11 protein-coding genes are annotated in these 17,066 nt (G+C 69.2%); 2 read left to right on the top strand and 9 right to left on the bottom strand.

The window, feature by feature from the left end; genetic code table 11:
- Positions 1-177 precede the first annotated feature (177 nt).
- Both fhuE and VV867_RS13660 read right to left on the bottom strand, forming a co-directional pair.
- Positions 178-2,595 carry a ferric-rhodotorulic acid/ferric-coprogen receptor FhuE gene (gene fhuE / locus VV867_RS13665; protein WP_275630244.1) on the bottom strand — a complete coding sequence of 806 codons (2,418 nt, stop codon included), beginning with the start codon at positions 2,593-2,595 and terminating at the stop codon, positions 178-180.
- Positions 2,596-2,724: 129 nt separating this feature from the next.
- Positions 2,725-4,383 (bottom strand): cyclic peptide export ABC transporter, encoded by a 1,659-nt coding sequence (locus VV867_RS13660; protein ID WP_275630243.1) that lies wholly within the window; start codon positions 4,381-4,383, stop codon positions 2,725-2,727.
- A 307-nt stretch (positions 4,384-4,690) separates the two neighbouring features.
- Here VV867_RS13660 and VV867_RS13655 point away from each other — a divergent pair, with 307 nt between their 5' ends.
- Positions 4,691-5,524, top strand: a complete 834-nt coding sequence (locus tag VV867_RS13655; protein ID WP_275630242.1) for a N(5)-hydroxyornithine transformylase PvdF — start codon at positions 4,691-4,693, stop codon at positions 5,522-5,524.
- Positions 5,525-5,577: 53 nt separating this feature from the next.
- Here the strand turns inward: VV867_RS13655 and pvdO are convergent, their stop codons facing one another.
- Genes pvdO through pvdM form a run of 3 tightly spaced genes read right to left on the bottom strand, consistent with a single transcriptional unit; the run spans position 5,578 to position 9,107 of the window.
- Entirely contained in the window at positions 5,578-6,432 is an 855-nt protein-coding gene (pvdO, locus tag VV867_RS13650; protein WP_275630241.1) for a dihydropyoverdine dehydrogenase, read from the bottom strand.
- Positions 6,433-6,460: 28 nt separating this feature from the next.
- Entirely contained in the window at positions 6,461-7,741 is a 1,281-nt protein-coding gene (gene pvdN / locus VV867_RS13645; RefSeq protein ID WP_328566667.1) for a pyoverdine-tailoring periplasmic protein PvdN, read from the bottom strand.
- A gap of 19 nt (positions 7,742-7,760) precedes the next feature.
- Positions 7,761-9,107, bottom strand: a complete 1,347-nt coding sequence (gene pvdM / locus VV867_RS13640) for a pyoverdine-tailoring dipeptidase-like protein PvdM (protein ID WP_328566666.1) — start codon at positions 9,105-9,107, stop codon at positions 7,761-7,763.
- A 173-nt stretch (positions 9,108-9,280) separates the two neighbouring features.
- Here pvdM and pvdP point away from each other — a divergent pair, with 173 nt between their 5' ends.
- The gene (gene pvdP / locus VV867_RS13635) at positions 9,281-10,909 is read left to right on the top strand and encodes a pyoverdine maturation tyrosinase PvdP (RefSeq protein ID WP_328566665.1); all 1,629 of its coding nucleotides are present in this window, start codon (positions 9,281-9,283) and stop codon (positions 10,907-10,909) included.
- A 306-nt stretch (positions 10,910-11,215) separates the two neighbouring features.
- Here the strand turns inward: pvdP and VV867_RS13630 are convergent, their stop codons facing one another.
- The 4 genes from VV867_RS13630 to VV867_RS13615 form a co-directional block, all read right to left on the bottom strand.
- On the bottom strand, positions 11,216-12,631 hold the full coding sequence (locus VV867_RS13630) for an efflux transporter outer membrane subunit (protein ID WP_328566664.1): 1,416 nt from the start codon (positions 12,629-12,631) through the stop codon (positions 11,216-11,218).
- Positions 12,632-12,642: 11 nt separating this feature from the next.
- Complete coding sequence (locus VV867_RS13625) at positions 12,643-14,622, bottom strand: MacB family efflux pump subunit (protein ID WP_275630237.1); 1,980 nt, start codon at positions 14,620-14,622, stop codon at positions 12,643-12,645.
- Positions 14,623-15,792 (bottom strand): efflux RND transporter periplasmic adaptor subunit, encoded by a 1,170-nt coding sequence (locus VV867_RS13620; RefSeq protein WP_328566663.1) that lies wholly within the window; start codon positions 15,790-15,792, stop codon positions 14,623-14,625.
- Between the two features lie 131 nt (positions 15,793-15,923).
- Positions 15,924-16,937, bottom strand: coding sequence for a FecR family protein (locus VV867_RS13615; RefSeq protein WP_328566662.1), 1,014 nt, complete (start codon positions 16,935-16,937; stop codon positions 15,924-15,926).
- Between the last annotated feature and the right edge of the window lie 129 nt (positions 16,938-17,066).

Genomic DNA, 17,066 nt, shown 5'->3' with positions numbered 1-17,066 from the left:
CTGCGCGCGATTCGCGGGCAGGGCCCGCTCCTACAATTCCTGTGAGGCACGGTCGTAGGACTCTGTGCGTGATCATGGCGGATAACGCCGTAGGCGTTATGCGCCCTACGGTTAGTCGGGGAGGGGAGTGGAAATGACGACGGGGGCCAGGCCCCCGTCGTTTTTGCCGCGTGACGCTTAGAACTTGTAGCTGAGGGTGCCCATCAGGTTCCTGGGGGCGCCCCAGATGCCCTGGCCGTACCAGTTCACCGCGGTCTGGTACTTCTCGTCGAACAGGTTGTTGACGTTCAGCTGCGCCGAGACCTGGGGCGTGATGTCGTAGCGGGCCATCAGGTTGGCGACCAGGTAGTCGGACTGCTCCTGGCGCTGGCCCTGGGGACCCACGCCGTCGTAGTAGATGCGGCTCTGCCAGTTGGCACCGCCGCCCACCGTCAGCTGCTTCCATTGCCCCGGCAGGCGGTAGGTGGTGAACAGGCGTGCCATGGTGCGCGGCAGCTGGGTGTTCACGTCGTTGTCGTCGGAGTCCTTGGCACTGTAGTGGGTGGCGAAGAAGAAGGCGTTCCAGTTCTCGGTGAGCGCGCCGGACAGCTCGAACTCCACGCCCTTGGAGGTGGCGCCGTCGGTGGCGTAGTAGGCCGGGCTGTCGGGGTTGCCGGGCACGGAGTAGCCGACGTCCTGCTGGCCGAGGTTGTCCTGGACGATCCGGAAGGCGGCCAGCGAGGCGTTCAGCCTGCCGTCGAGGAATTCGCCCTTGATGCCGGCCTCGTAGGCGTCGCCGGTGACCGGGTCGAGCCAGGCGCCGTTGCGGTCGCGGTAGTCCTGGAAGTTGAAGATGCTGGTGTAGCTGGCGTACAGCGAGTAGGTCTGGTTCAGGTCGTAGACCAGGCCGGCATAGGGGATGAACTTGTGGTCGCTGTAGTCGTACTCGCCCGAGGAAGCCCAGCCGGCGCCCTCGCGGTCGTACTGGGTGAAGCGCCCGCCGAGGATAAGCTTCAGCGGGTCGGCCAGGGACAGGCGCAGGGCGGCGTAGCCGGCCTTCTGCTTGGTGTGGTTGCGCTCGGAGAGTTCGCGGTTCTCGTAATCCCACTCCGGCTCCGCCACGTGGCCGAAGTCGTACACGCTGACCGGGGATTGCCAGGGCGTCTTGTTGCCGATCCAGTCGAAGGAGTACTTGTGGTCGAAGTAGGTGGCGCCGACCACGGCCTCGTGGGTGCGCCCGAACAGCTCGAAGGGGCCGGACAGGCGCAGGTCGGTGCTCTGCTGCTTGCGCTCGCCGGGGAAGCGGGACTGCGAGGGTTCGGCGTCGATCAGGCCGGTCTCGGGGTCGGGAAAGCCCCAGTTGAAGATGCGTGCGTTGTCCACCTCGTTGCGGTTGTGCATCACCCGGAACTGCGCCTGCCAGTCGTTATCGAAGCGGTGCTCGAGGTTGGCGAAGAAGTTCTTGACCTCGACTTCCTCGGTGTTCCACTTCGGCGCGATGCTGAACGAACGGCTGTAGTGGGTCTTCGAGCCGTCGCTGTTCCACAGCGGCACGCCGCCGTAGGTCAGGCCGTCGGCGTCGGACTTCTGGTAGCTGGCGCCCAGGCTCAGGGTGGTGGCGTCGGTCAGGTCCACGTCGACCACGCCGTAGATCACGTGGCCCTCGCGGGAATAGCGGTCGAAGAAGTTCTTCTTGTCCTGGTAGGCGCCCACCAGGCGGCCGCGCACGTTGCCGGTGGGCGTCAGCGGGCCGGACAGGTCCAGGGTGCTGCGGTAGTTGTCCCAGGAGCCGGCGCTGACCTGGGCCTCGCCGCGGAATTCCTTGCTGTCGGCGCGCTTGCGCACCAGGTTGACCGAGGCCGAGGGCTCGCCGGCGCCGGTGAGCAGGCCGGTGGCGCCGCGGACGATCTCGATACGGTCGTAGATGATGGCGTCCAGCTCGGACTCGCCCGCGGCGTAGTTGCTCTTGTAGTAGCTGGAAATGCCGTCGTACTGGAGGTCGTTGATGAAGAAGCCGCGCGAGGCGAAGACGGTGCGCTCGCTATCCAGTTGCGGCGCGGAGATGCCCGGCGCGTTGGCCAGCACGTCGCCGAGGGTGGTCATGTTCTGGTCGTCCATCCGCTGGCGGGTGATGACGCTGACCGACTGCGGCGTCTCGCGCGTCGACAGCGGCAGGCCGGTGGCGGCGGCGGTGGCGCCGGTGGTGTAGGAGCCGGTGCCTTCGGTGGTGGTGGCCAGGCGGTTGCTGACGATGGTGGTGGCGCCCATTTCCAGGCTGCCGTTGTCACCCCCGAAGCTGACAGTGGCCGTGTCCCCCTCGATGTGCTGGGCGGCCCCGGTGCCCTGCAGCAGCTCGGAGAGCGCCTGGGACGGTTCGCGCTTACCCCTGAGCGCGTTGCTTCGCTTGCCGCTGACGTCCTCGGGGCGGTAGAGCACCTGCAGGTTGGCCTGTTTGCCGAAGGTCTGCAGCGCGCTGCCCAGGGACTGCGCGGGAATGTCGAAGTTGACTTCCTGGGCCTGGACGTAGCCGGCCAGCGGCAGGCTCATGGCCACGGCCAGGGAGTGCGGTGCGAGCCTGCTGCCGAGGTAGCGCCGGATCAGGACGGCCTTGCTCAAGGGTGATAAAGCGTAATGTGCTGGCATGGATAATTGCTCTTCTAGTGTTTTGGCAGAGGTGAAAAGGCGAATGGCCCGGAGCATTCCCTGTCGTTTCGGGTCGTGGGCCTGGTCGGCAAAGGTCGGAACTTACACTTCGGCTGCCTCCCGTTCATGGATGACTTTTCCCGCCGCCAGGCGGACCAGCTGGTCGGCGGTGTGGAAATAGCGATCGTCGTGGGAGATCACGATGATGGTCTTGCCCTGCTGTTTGAGTTCGGGGAGCAGCTCGGTGTAGAACACCCGCCGGAAGGCCGGGTCCTGGTCGGCCGCCCATTCGTCGAACACCAGCACCGGGCGGTCGTCGAGCCAGGCGTTGATCAGCGCCAGGCGCTTGCGCTGCCCGGTGGACAGGTCGGTGGTGGTGAAGCTGCCGTCGCGGATCCCCACCTTGTGGGCGATGTCCAGGCGCTCCAGGTACCTGATCGCCTGCTCCGGAATCTCCGTGCGGCCCCTGAGCAGTTCGTCGAACAGGTAGTAGTCGGTGAACACGGTGGCGAACAGCTGCCGGTAGTCGTCCCGCTCGCCGTCGCCGATGGCCTGGCCGTTCAGGCGTATCTCGCCCTGGTGCGGGTTGTACAGCCCCAGCAGCAGCTTGATCAGCGTGGTCTTGCCGCAGCCGTTCTCGCCGACGATGAAGACGATCTCTCCCTGGCGGATGCTCAGGTCGACGGGGCCCAGGTGGAAGGACTGGCCGGCGCTGGCCTGCGGGTAGTCGTAGCGCACCTGGTGCAGCTCGATCAGCTTCGGGGCCAGGTTCGCCGGGGCGCCGCCCGCCCTGGCCAGCAGTTGTGGCTCGGCGGTCGAGAAGCGGCGCGACAGCTCGTTGATGCGCATGAGCGCGACCTTGGCCTGGCTGAGGCCGGGAATGCTGGTGACCAGCTGCTCCAGCGGCGCCTTCATGTAGAGCATCACCAGCACGAAGCCGCCGAGCACGGTCTTTTCCGTGGCGGGCCAGATGGCCAGGAAGGCGATGGCCATGCCGATGACCGCGAAGAACAGCATGGAGCCGAAGCTTTCCGCGCTGATGAAGATCGCGGCGGCGCGGATGTTGGCCTTGCAGATGCGTTCGGTGCTGTCGTGGATCTGCCGGTCCAGCAGGTCCAGGCGGCGCTCGCGCTGGATGCGCAGCTCCTTGGCCCCGGCGGAGATCGCCTGGTAGTGCTTCTGCAGGTCGTCCTCGCCGTCGCGGGCCGCCTGCAGGCTGTGGGTGCCGAAGTGGTGCGCCAGGTACTGCGCGCCGCTGCCGACGACCACCGTGAGCACCGTGACCGCGAGGATCTGCCAGGACAGCAGGGCCAGGTAGCCCAGGCAGCCGAGGGTCACGCTGAGCGCGATCAGCATGGGCGCCACGCTCAGGGCGAAGATGCTCAGCGAGCTGACGTCCTTGAGCAGTACCGGTATCAGGCGGTGGGCGCGGTAGCGCTCCAGCTGCTCGATGGGCGCGCAGAGGATCCGCGCGGCGAGGTCGCGGCGCAGGGTGGCGACCACGCGCTGGCCTATGTAGTTGGTCAGCAGCTTGGAGAGCGTGGAGCAGGCCAGGGTCGTCACGCAGAACAGCGCGAACACCAGCGCGATGCGCAGGTTCGGGCCGCCCTCGATGTTCATCGCGGTATTGATGGTGGCCAGCAGCGCCGTGATGCTGAGGCCGCCGGCGATTCCCAGCAGCACGGAGAGCAGCAGCTGGGGCCAGAAGGGCTTGAGGAGTGTCAGGGTTTCATGGGTGAGGCTTTCGGCTGTGCGGGGCATGGGCTTCTCGGATGCCTGCGGAAGGTCAATGGCATGGCGCGTCGAACTAGAGAGACGATGAACGGCCCGCCCGATTTAGTGCAAAGACGAAGCGCGGGCCGTCCGATTTAGCGGACTGTGCGCCGCTGCGCAGGGCGCGCCGGGCCGGGGCCGGCGGAGGAGGCCGCGGCGCCCGGATAAATTCGCCCCGGGGTCGTTCGTTGCCCTTAGTGAAGAGCGGGTGGCGGGGCTCGATGCCCCGGCCCGCCGTATCCACGGCGCGCGCCCGCGCGCGCCAAGCCGAGCCATGCCCAGGAAAGAAACCACCATGAAGAAACGCAAACTCGCCTATATCTGGTCGCTGCGTAATGCAGCCGCGGACAAGGCCGGCCAGTACGTCCCCTACAAGGGGGAAGAGCGCTACATGAAGTCGGTGCTGGAGTTTCTCGTCGAATCGCTGAACCAGACGTCGCTGGGCGACCACTACGAGCTGGTCGGCGTGATCTACGACGACGATCCGCAGTCGCCGCGCGACCAGGAGAAGATCCGCGACTACGGCTTCGCCTACCAGCCGGGCCGGCAGTGGTTCTACCCGGCCGATCTCGAGGTCCAGGGCAAGCGCCTGAACGACCTGCTGCTCAGCGTGCCCTCGACCTATCGCCGGCACCCGCGCGGCACGCCCGAGCACATCGCCGGCAAACAGGACTTCGAACGGCGCCTGCATGACACCCTGGTGGAGCTGGGGACCGATGTCGCGGTGCTGGACGGGCTGCTGGTGATCCTCGACGAGCTGGTGCGCCCGGGCGCGCCTTTCGCCCGGCGGATCATGAACATCCACCCCGGCGTTACCCGCGAGGACTCGCCCTACGAGCGCCGTGGCGCCTACGCGACCCTCGATGCGTTGCACGGCGCGCGTGGCGAGAAGGTGGTGAACTGGACGACCCTGGAAAAGGTCGCGGTGGAGCCGCTGTACTGGACCGGGGCCTCGTTCCACTACGTGGACAACGGCATCGACTCCGGCGAAGTCTTCCATGACGTGCTGAAGACGCAGATATCCCCCGAGGACAACATCCTCGAGCTGCGCTGGAACAACTTCAACAACAGCCTGTTCCCGGCCCTGCACGAAGGGCTGGCGCTGCTGGCGGAAAAGCAGGGTAACTGACGGGCGAGGGATTGCCGGGGCCGGCACGGCGATAGTCGTGCCGGCCCTGTCGTTTAGAGCTCGCGGGCGACGCGGAAGCCTATCCAGTCGCCGCGGTCGCTCTTGTAGGCATTGTTGCGGTTGCCCGAGCGGGAGAAGATCGGCGCCTCGCCCCAGTCGTTGCCGCGGATCTGCACCAGCTTGCAGTCGCTGTCGATCCAGGCGCTGCCGTCGCTGGGGGCGCCGTTGTAGTTGTCGTGCCAGCAATCGGCGACCCACTCGTAGACGTTGCCGTGCATGTCGTACACGCCGAAGGCGTTGGGCGGGAAGCTGCCCGCCGGCGAGGTGAAGTTGTAGCCATCCGCGGCGCCGTAGGTATTGGCATGCTTGGCGATGCTGTACTCCTTGCCCTCGTCGAAGGGGAACGGGAAGGGCCCGGCGCTGCCGGCGCGGGCGGCATATTCGCGTTCGGCTTCGCTGATCATCCGGTAATGCTGGCCGGTCTTCTTCGACAGCCAGGCGGCGTAGCGATTCACGTCCTCATAATCGACGCACACCGCCGGCTGGCGCGGGCCCTGCTTGTAGCGCGGCTTGCCGGCGATGCATTCGCGGCCGGGGCGGGTGTCGCCGTTGGCCAGGCGCACCCCGGTGGCCTTCAGGTAGGCGTCCAGTTCGGCGGCGGTGACCTGGTAGCGGCTGATGGCGAAGGGCCGGGCGAAGGTCACGGTGTGCAGCGGGCCTTCGTCCGGCTGGCGACCGGTCTCGTCCTCCGGGGTGCCCATGGTGAAGCTGCCGGCGGGCAGCACCACCATCTCGGGGCAGTCCTTGCAATCCTTGAACACGGCGCCCGGCTTGTGAGCTTCGGTGGCGAAGGCGGCGGGGGCGGCCAGGAGCAGGGCGGCCAGGGCCAGGGGCGGTAATGCGTGCATGGCGGTTCTCGTGAAGTGGGAAGTCGGGTCAGGCGAGCTGCGGGGCGAGGATGTCCATCACCCGGTCGATCTGCGCCTCGTCGTTGAGCAGGCTGGGCGCCAGGCGCACCACCGGGCCGACGTCGCGGTCCACGGCGTCGCCGATCACCTTGTGCGCCATCAGGTGCCGGGCCACGGCGTCGCAGTCGCGGCCGTCGACGCGGAAGAAGGTGAAGCCGGCGGAGAGTTCGGGGCTGGCCGGCGTGACCAGGCGCACTTTCGCGTGCTCCGCCAGACGCTGCTTGAGGTAGCCGTTGAGCTGGTGGATGCGCGCCTGGACGTCGGCCTTGCCCAGCTGCAGGTGCAGCTCGAAGGCCTTGCCCAGGGCCAGGCGGTGCTCGAAGGCGTGGTAGCCGCCGGGGGTCATCAAGGTGCCGAAGCTGTCGGCGCGGGTGAAGGTGGGAATGCTCGGCACCAGGTGGTCCTGCAACTGTTCCTCGCGGGCGATGATGACGCCGGTGCCGCGCGGGCCGAACAGCCACTTGTGGGTGCCGGCGATGAAGTAGTCGCAGCCGAAGTCGGCGAAGGTCGCGTCCTCCACGCCGAAGCCGTGCACGCCGTCGACCACGTAGATGATCCGCTCGGCGGCGTCGCGATTGCGGTTGACCTCGGCCACCAGTTGGCCGATCTCGCGCACCGGCAGCTTCACGCCGCTGCCCGACTGTACCCAGGTCATGCCCAGCACCCGCGTCTCAGGACGGATGTTGCTGCGGATGCTGGCGAGGATCTCGTCGGCCGAGGCCCGGTGCGGGTCCTTGAACAGGGGAACCTTGCGCACCTGGGTGCCCATGCGCTGCTGGCGGTATTCCAGGGTGGTGTAGGTGGAATAGTGCTCGTGGACGGTGGTGAGGATTTCCTTGCCCGGCACCACCAGCAGGCCGCCGTAGATGGCCGCGAGGCCGTCGGTGGTGCTGCCGGTGAGGGCCACCTGCGCCGGCTTGACGCCGAAGTAGCGGCCGGCTTGGGCGCGCACCTCGTCCTCGTATTTCCAGACCTCCTCGCGGTCCCAGTCCACCGCCTCGCCGGGGTTGGCGTTGAAGCGCGCGCGCAGCGCGTCTATGGCCTGCTGCACCGGGCGCGGGTGCGAGGCCAGCAGGAAGCTGGCGAAGTGCAGGTAGTCCGGAGCGAGGCCGAATTGCCGGCGCAGGGCCTGCCACTTGTCGTTGCCGGCCGTTTCGGTAGCAGCCAGGGCCAGGTCGGAAGCCTGCAGCAGGGGCAGGCTGGCGGCGAGTAGCCCGGCCTGCTTGAGGAAGGTACGGCGGTCGTTCATGGAATGTCCTTGGCGTGGGTCAGCGGCTGGCGACGGGCGGCTTGGCGCGTTTCTGCACCTCGCCCCATACGCGCAGGAAGTTGCCGCCCCAGAGTTTGGCGATGTCGGCGTCGGAGTAGCCGCGGGTGATCAGCTCGGCGGTGACGTTGCGGATCTCGCTCTCGTCCTTCCAGCCGTCCAGGCCGCCGCCGTCGTTGAAGTCGGAGCTGATGCCGACGTGGTCGATGCCGACCTTCTTCACCGTGTAGTCGATGGCGTTGACGAAATCCGCCAGGCCGGCCTTGGGCTCCTCGTCGAGGATGCCGTAGAGGCTGCTGGCGTACTCGCCGAACTTCTTCTCCGGCCAGATGGCGATCACCGGGTCGCCGGGCATCAGGGCGTAGTCCAGGCCGGCCAGCGGCGGCAGGTCGAAGCGCGCGCGCAGGGCGTCGAGCTTCTCCAGGGTGGGCTTGCTCAGCGGGCGCAGGTAGGCCGGGAAACCGACCACCTGGATGACCCCGCCGCTGTCCTTGATCAGCTGCATCTCGTGGTCGCTGAGGTTGCGGCGGATGTCCACCAGGGCGCGCGGCGCCGAGTGCGAGGCGACGATGGGGGCGCGGCTCAAGGCGGCGACCTGCTCCAGGGCCCTGGTCGACATCTGCGAGACGTCGATGACCACCCCCAGGTCGTTGAGCCGCTGCACCGCCTGCTTGCCCAGGGGCGAGAGGCCGCCGAGGGCGTCGGCCGAATCGTTGAAGAAGGGCAGTGGCCGGGAGGAGTCGGACCAGCTGTTGTTGCCCACGTAGTTGAAGCCGAACATGCGCACGCCGCGGGCCGCCCACAGGTCCAGCTGGGACAGGTCGTCGCCCAGCGGGTAGGCGTTGAGCATGCTCATGACGATGGCGAACTTGCCCTCCATGGCCAGGCGGCGGAAGTCCTCGGGCGTGTAGGCGATGCCCACCCGCTCGGGGAAGTCGCGGACCATGCCGGTGAGAATCTTGTAGCGAATCTCCTGCTGGTGCCGCGCCTCGTCGACGAAGCCCGGCGTCGGCTTGTGTGGGGCGTCGGGGCCGCTCCACATCTCCGGCCAGCCGAAGATCGCCAGGGCCGCGCCGGACAGGCGGCCGCGCGCGGCCTTGACCAGGTCCAGCTGCGAGGGGCCGTCGCGGTCGGCCTCGTTGCCTTCGGTGCCGAAGTCCAGGGGCACGGTCACGCGGCTGTCGAAGGACAGGATGCGCTCGTGCAGCGCCTGGGCATGGGCCATCACATCGCGCGGGTAGGGCTCGGCGCGGGCCAGCAGCAGCCAGGCCGCGACGCCCGCGGCGAGGGCCAGGGCGAGCAGGGGCAGGGTGAGCCAGAGGATCTTTTTCGTGTGGGTGCTAGTCATTGCCGTCCCAGTCAGCGTCGGAGTCGGGTGGCGGGCCCGGGGCAGGGCATCGCCTGTGGGGGAGGACGAGGCGTGCGGGCGGAAATTTAGCGTGGCCGCGGCGCTAAATTTGTCGCCTGGCCGACCGTTCTAGCCTCGGTACAGCTTGCTTGGCGACGGACACAGGACGGACGATGACGGTTTCTCGACGCGGTTTCATGGCGGCCCTGGCAGTGACGGGGGCGGCGGCGTTGCCGACGGCGGCCTATTTCGGCTATCGCGAACTGCAGCGCCGCGAGCTGGACGCGCGGGAGCCGGAGACGCCGGGCGAGGCCAGCCTGGAAACCACCGCCGGCGCCGAGCAGCGCCTGGCCGACCGCCTGCGCGGCATCTGGGACCTGCGCCTGCTCGATGCCGGGCTCGGGCTGCCGGGCCTGCCCGCCGAAGGCCTGCAGCTGATCCTTGACTGCGGCCCCCGCGGGCGCGGGCTGATCGGCTGGCTGGATACCCCCGAGCGCCTGCGCGGCACGGAACCGCCGCGCTACCGGGTGCTGGGCGACCTGGTCGGCGCCAGCTCGGCGAACATTCGCTGGCGCCTGTTGGGCGAGGGCGCGACGCCCAGCCACGAATGCAGCGCCGTGTTCGACGAGGTGTGGGACAACTTCGCCAACGCCGGCGACGGCACCCTCAGCGGCCGCCTCCAGCGCCCGGACCGCGACCTGGCCCTGCCGCAGCAGGACTGTCGCTTCGTCGCCCGCAAGCGTCCCTTTCCCCTGGCCCGCGAGCGCCTGCCGCTCAACGAGGCGCTGCTGGCCTGGCTGGTGTCGCCGCAGCACCGCCTGTTCCACCAGCTCTGGCACGCCTCGCGGGACAAGTGGCACCACCTCGACGAGGCCCAGCGCAACGCCCTGCGCGGCGTGGGCTGGCAGCCCGGGCCGCTGGACGCCGAGCGCGACGCGCGCGGCCGGCACAAGGACCGCAACGCCTCCGGCGTCGACTTCCTGTTCATGCACCGCCGCATGCTGGCCAAGGCCCGTTCGCTGCAGGACCTGCCGTCCTGGACGCGCCTGCCGCCGCCAGCCGTGCCCCTGGAATACGACCGCGCCGGCTTCATCCGCTACTTCGAGAACGCCGACGGCTGCTCGGTGCCGCCGGCCTGGGTGGCGCCCGACGATGACGAATACAGCCAGTGGCTGCACGGCCTGAAGAGCGCCGACGCCTACCACGGCAACTTCCAGGTCTGGGAGTCGCAGTACCAGGACCCGGCCTACCTGGCGAAGCTGACCCTGGGCCAGTTCGGCTCGGAGCTGGAACTGGGCATGCACGACTGGCTGCACATGCGCTGGGCCAGCGTGACGCGCGACCCGTCCAACGGCGCGCCGCTGATGACCGACCGCAACTACGCCGACTTCGCGCCGCGCTGGTTCCTGCGCGAGAACGACTTCCTCGGCGACCCCTTCTCGTCCCACGTGAACCCGGTGTTCTGGTCCTTCCACGGCTGGATCGACGACCGCATCGACGACTGGTTCCGCGCCCACGAGCGCTTCCACCCCGGCGAGGTGCGCCGCGCCGAGGTCCAGGGCACCCCCTGGTTCGCCCGTGGCCGCTGGGTGGAGATCGACGACCCCTGGCTGGGCCCGGCCACCCACGGCTGCGGTCTCTCCGACCTGCAGGCGAGCAGCAGCGACGTGATCCTCGACGTGGAGACCATGAAGCTGGCGCTGCGCGTCATCTTCACCGGGGAGGAGGAGCGCAAGGGCTGGCTAGAACGCACGCCGCGGCGGCCATGGTATGCGCGCAACCTGAAGCTGGCGCAGCGCTGAGCGGGGCGTCCGGCGTGGCCGGTGAATCCAAATCGCGGACAGAGTCCGCTCCTACGGGGTTGCAAGGGAAACACCCGTAGGATGGTGTTGAGCGAAGCGAAACCCATCACCGCCACTGCATGGGTTTTGCTCAACCCATCCTACGCCGCCCCCTTGCAACCCGTAGGGCGCATAACGCCTACGGCGTTATCCGCCATCGTCGTCGGGCATCGGTGTTTGGGCTAACGGCGGATAACCGCGAACGGTTATTCGCCCTACGGTCGAGCATGGTCGTAGGAGGACTCCGTCCGCGATTCGAAGGCCGGATCAGGGGTCGTTGCGCGCCAGGGGCGCGGCGGCGTCCCAGCCGCCCCCCAGAGCCTTGAACAGCCCCACCGCTGCTTGCAGGCGCGCCAGGCGCAGTTGCACCGCGGCGTCCTGCGCCTGGAAGAGGGTGCGCTGGGTGTCCAGCACCGTGAGCAGGGTTTCCGCGCCGGCCTGGTAGCGGCTGTCGGAAAGCTCGAAGGCGCGCTGCGCCTGTTCCAGTTCCTGCTGCTGCCAGTGCAGCTGGCGGTCGATGCCGTCGATGCCGTTGAGCGAGCGCTCGGTGTCGGCGAAGGCGCCGAGGATGGCCTTGCGGTAGTTCTCCAGCAGCTCGCGCTGCAGCGCCAGGCGGCGGTCGCGCTCGGCGCCCAGGCGGCCGTGGTTGAAGATGGGCGCGAGCAGGTTGGCGCCCAGGTCGTAGTAGGAGGTGCGCAGCAGGTCGGAGGCGTGGTTGGCGCCGGAGGACAGGTTGGCCGTCAGCGTCAGGCTGGGCAGCATGGCGGCGCGCGCCACCTGCACGTCGGCCTGGGCCGCCGCCAGCTGCGCCTCGGCGCGGGCGATGTCCGGGCGGCGGGTGAGCAGCTCGCTGGGCAGCCCGGTGCCAATCTGTGGCCAGAGCACGCTGTCGAACGGCTGGCCACCCAGTTTAAGGGCCGGCAGCGGTTCGCCGAGCAGGGTGGCCAGGGTGACCTGGGCATCGCGCTCCTGCTGCTGCAGCAGTGGCAGCTGGCGCTGCTGGGCGGCGACCAGGCCGCTCTGCTGGGCGACTTCCAGCTCGGTGGCGGAACCGGCTTCGCGGCGGCTGCGCACCAGGCGCAGGACCTGCTCGGCGTTCTCCAGGTTGAGCCGGGCGATGCGCTGCTGCTCGCGCAGGGCCAGCACCTGCAGGTAGGCGTCGGCGACCCCGGCCACCAGCGTCAGCTCCACGGTGGCGCGGTCGTACTCACTGGCCTTGAGGCTCTGCAGCGCGCTGCGGTAGGCGGCGCGGCGGCCGCCCCAGAAGTCCACCTCGTAGCTGGCGCTGAGGCTGGCGGTGAAGGTGTCCACCGCCTCGTTGTCCTCGCTGGCGTCGATGCCGCTGTAGCCGGCGCCGTGCAGCAGCTTCTCGCGCCCGGCGCCCAGTTGCGCGTTGACCTCCGGCAGCAGCGGCGCGCCGGCGATCACCGCGCTGGCGCGGGCCTGGTCGACGCGGGCGATGGCCGCGGCCAGGTCCTGGCTGTTGGCCAGGGCGCGGGCGACCAGGCCGTCCAGCTCGTGGGCGCCGAAGCGCGTCCACCAGAGCTGCAGCTCGCCGCGGCGGGTATCGCCAGCGCCATACTGCCAGGCGGGTGGGGTGGTTATGCCGCTGTCGAGGGGTTGCGGGGCGCCGGCGCAGGCGCCCAGCAGCAGGCAGGCGGGCAGTAGGCTCAGGGCTTTCATCGGGAAATCCGTCATTGGCTGGCCAGGGCGGCCACCGGGTCGAGGCGGGCGGCCTTGCGCGCCGGCATGAAGCCGAACACCAGGCCGGTGGCCAGGGCGCAGGCGAAGGCGCCGAGGATGGCCGCCGGGGAGAAGGCCACCGCCACCTTGGCCAGCAGCAGCGCGCCGCCGATGCCCAGGGCGATGCCGACGCCGGCCAGGCCGCCGACCACCGAGAGCAGCGTGGCCTCGGTGAGGAACTGGCGCAGGATGTCGCTCTGCCGCGCGCCGGTGGCCATGCGGATGCCGATCTCGCGGGTACGCTCGCGCACGGTCATCAGCATCACGTTCATCACCCCGATGCCGCCCACCAGCAGGGAGATGGCGGCGATGGAGCCGAGCATCAGCGACAGGGTGTTCTGGGTATGCGCCTCGGCCTGGATCAGCGCGGCGTTGTTGGTCAGCTCGTAGTCGCGCTGGCCACGGTGCAGGCGCTGCATCAGGCGGTCGATGGCCTTTTCCGTCTCGTGCACGCGGCGCGCGTCGGCGGCGGCGATGATCACGTACTCCGGGTTGCGCGTGCCGAACAGGCGGATGCTGGCGGCGGAGTAGGGGACGGCGATGCGGTTGTCGGCGTCCTGGTCGCCGGAGCTGGAGCCCTTGGCCTGCAGCACGCCCACCACCTGGAAGGGCACGTTCTCGATGAGGATGTAGCGGCCGATCGGGCTGGCGGGGCCGAACAGCTTCTCGCGCACCTTGGCGCCGATCACCGCGACCGTGGCGGCGTTGGCCTCGTCGCGCTCGGTGAAGTAGCTGCCTTCGCTCACCGGCCAGTTGAGGATCGCCGGGAAGTCGGTGTTGTTGCCGCCGACATAGGCGTGGTAGTCGAGGCTGCCGTGGCGCACCACCAGCTCGCCGCCGTTCACCGGCATGGCCTTCTTCACCTGGGGCAGGGTGGCGATGGCCGCGACGTCGTCCAGGCTGACGACGCCCATGGGCGTGCGCGGGTTCGGCGAGTAGCCGCTGAGGTAGATGATGTTGGAGCCGAAGGCGCCCATCTGCGCCATCACCTGGCGCTTGCTGCCTTCGCCCACGGCGAGCATCACCACCACCGAGGCCACGCCGATGACGATGCCCAGCAGGGTGAGGGCGGTGCGGAAGCGGTTCAGCCACATCACCCGCCAGGCCGCGCGGATCGCCTCCAGCAGCTCGGCGCGCCAGGCCCCGGCGGGTTCGGCGCTGCCCTGCAGCAGGCGCTCGCGCAGTTCCTCGGCGCGCAAGCCGGGGGTGGCCGGGTGCGCCGGCGCGCCATTGGCGCTGTCGCTGACGATCTCGCCGTCGAGCACCTCGATGACGCGCTTGGCGCGGGCGGCGACGTCGCGGTCGTGGGTGATCAGGATCACCACGTGGCCCAGGGCGGCCAGCTCGTCCAGCAGCGCCATGACCTCGGCGCCGCTGTGGCTGTCGAGGGCGCCGGTGGGTTCGTCGGCGAGGATGATGTGGCCGCCGTTCATCAATGCGCGGGCGATGGACACCCGCTGCTGCTGGCCGCCGGAAAGCTGCTGCGGGCGGTTGCCGGTGCGTTCGCCCAGGCCCAGGCGCTCCAGCAGCTGGCGCGCGCGGCCATGGCGTTGCAGGGCTGGGGTGCCGGCGTAGATGGCCGGCATCTCGACGTTTTCCTGGGCCGAGGCCGAGGGAATCAGGTGGTAGCCCTGGAACACGAAGCCGAAGGCCTCGCGGCGCAGCCAGGCCTGCTCGTCGCTGTCCAGCTCGGCGACGTCGCGCCCGGCGAACAGGTAGCGGCCGCTGCTGGGGCGGTCGAGGCAGCCGAGGATGTTCATCAGCGTCGACTTGCCGGAGCCGGAGGCGCCGACGATGGCGACGAACTCACCGGGGTGGATGCTCAGGGAGATGCCGCGCAGCACCTCGACCTCGGGGCTGCCGTTGCCGCCGTAGCGCTTGCGTACGTCGCGTAGTTCGATCAGCGGGACGTCCTGGAGGGTTTCGTTCATTCAGCCCTCGCCATTGTCCGGGGCGGCCATCAGCAGGCGTTCGCCTTCCTGCAGGCCGGACAGCACCTGGACGTGCAGGCGGTCGCTGATGCCGGTCTCGACCTTGCGGCTCTCCGGCTTGCCGTTGCGCCCCACCACCCAGACGCGGCGGCCGCCCTGACCGTCTTCATGCAGCGCGGCCACGGGCGCGGTGAGGGTGCCCTGGGCGGTGGCGGCGACGAAGAACACCTGGGCGGTCATTTCCGCCATCAACTGGTGGTCGCTGTTGTCCACGTCCACCAGCACCGTGTACAGCACCACCCGGCCGCTGCCGCTGGAACCGCTGGCGGAGCCGCTGCTGGTGCTTTCCTGGTTGTTCGGGTCCAGCGGCTTGGGCGGCACCGGGAGGATCTGCCGCACCGTGCCGCTCCAGCGCCGTTGCTCGCCGGCGAGGGTGGTGAAGTAGGCCGGCATGCCCGGCTTGACGCGGCCGATGTCGGCCTCGGAAACCTGGGCCCAGACGGTCATTGGCGACAGCTTGGCGATGCGCAGGATCAGCGGCGTCTGCTGCTGGGCGTTGAGCGTCTGGCCCTCGCGGGCGTCCACCGCCACCACGGTGCCGGACATGGGCGCATAGATGCGCGTGTAGCCCAGCTCGGCCTCGTCGCTGCGCAGGGTGGCCTTGGCCTGGTGGATCTGCGCCTGGTACATGTCTATGCGCGCCTGGGTCGCCTGCACCTGCGCGTAGGCGGTCTGCACGTCTTCCTCGCGGGTGGCGCTGGCGGCAGCCAGGCGCTGCTGGCGCTGGTACTGCTGGCGCGCCAGCAGGTGCTGGGCGCGCTGCTCGGCCAGCTGCGCCTTGAGCACTTCGATGGAGTAGCGGCCGGCGTCGACCCGCGCCTGCTGGGTGGAGGGGTCTATCTCCACCAGCAGCTGGCCTTCCTTGACCTCGTCGCCGGGTTCCACGTGCAGCTTGAGGATCTGCCCCGAGGCCTGGGCGCCAACGTCCACGTAGCGCCGCGGCTGCAGGGTGCCCAGCGCGGTGACGCTGCTTTCGATGTCGCCGCGGGCGACGGGGGCGGTGACCAGGTCGTCGGTGCCGGGGAGGAACTGCCAGGCGGCGACGGCGAGCAGGGAGGTGAGGAAGGCTGCGACCAGCAGCGCGCGACCAGTACGGCGGGGGCGTTTCATTCAGGGTTCCGGCCAGGGCTTGGGAGGCCTGCCGCCGCAGGGTTGCGGCCAGGCATGCACTTTCGGGAAGACGAATGATGCCCGGGGAAATTTAGCGCCGATAGGGGTGGCGGAACTTTATCCGCACGCTGTTACAACTGCGCATAGCGGCTGCTGATGCGGATGCTGCCGTTGTCCTGGCGCTGCAGCTCGACCGGCAGCACCCGGGGCAGGGCATTGACCAGCTCCTGCAGGTTGCGCGTGCGGTAGGTGCCGCCGATGCGCAGGTTGGCGACCGCCTGGTCGGCCAGCACCAGCGGGGCGTCCAGGTAGCGGTTGATCAGCGGCAGGGCGGCGGCCAGCGACAGGTCGTCGAGCACCAGGCGGCCGTCGCGCCAGGCCAGCACCTGGGCAGGGTCGGCGCTGGCCACCAGCGGCTGCAGCATGCCGGCGCGGTAGCTGGCCTGCATGCCGGGGGTGAGGCTGCTGTCGTTGCCGTCCTTCCCGCTGCGCACCCGCACCGAGCCTTCGGTGACGGTCACGGTGACCTGGTCCTGGTACTTCCACACGTCGAAGCGCGTGCCGGTAACGGTGATGGTGCCCTTGGCGGCGCGCACCACGAAGGGGTGGCTGGCGTCGTGGCTGACGTGGAAGTAGGCCTCGCCCTGGTCCAGCACCACCTGGCGCACGTCGCGGAAGTTGGCATAGGTCAGGTGGGTATTGAGGTTCAGTTCGACCTCGCTGCCATCGGGCAGGACCACTTTGCGCAAGGTGGCGTCGGCCTGGTAGCGGTGGTAGCTGTCCGGCACCCAGCCCTGCAGCCAGCCCAGGTAGCCGGCTGCCGGCAGTACCAGCAGGGCGAGGGCCGCGGCGCGCAGCTGCTTGCGCCAGGAGCGCCGGCGGCGCACCGCCTGCGCCGGCGGGCGGGGCAGCGGTGGCCGGCGGCCGCTGGTGCGCGGGGTGGGGCGGGCTTCCAGCAGGTGCGCGCTGAGCGTCCAGATATTCTCCACTTCGGCGTACTTGGCCGCATGGCGCGGGTCGCTTTCCAGCCACTGCTGGAACTCCGCGCGCTCGGCGTCGCTGCAGTCCGGCTCGTGCAGGCGCATGCACCAGTGCGCGGCGGCTTGCGCCACGGGATCGCTCGAAGGGGAAGGGGGGGTAGTCATGAAGGGGCCGGTTGAACCTTGCCGCGCCTGTGTCCGGCGCCGCGATGGCGTAGGAAGGATGGGCGCAATTATAGGAGAGCTCGCATCCTACGGAAAGCCGCGCCCGGGCGCCAGCCACCCGAATCCGGC

Origin of the sequence: Pseudomonas sp. JH-2, assembly GCF_036231725.1 — a bacterium.
In the GTDB taxonomy this organism is placed as follows: domain Bacteria; phylum Pseudomonadota; class Gammaproteobacteria; order Pseudomonadales; family Pseudomonadaceae; genus Pseudomonas; species Pseudomonas delhiensis.
This window is presented reverse-complemented; position numbering and strand designations above follow the sequence as displayed.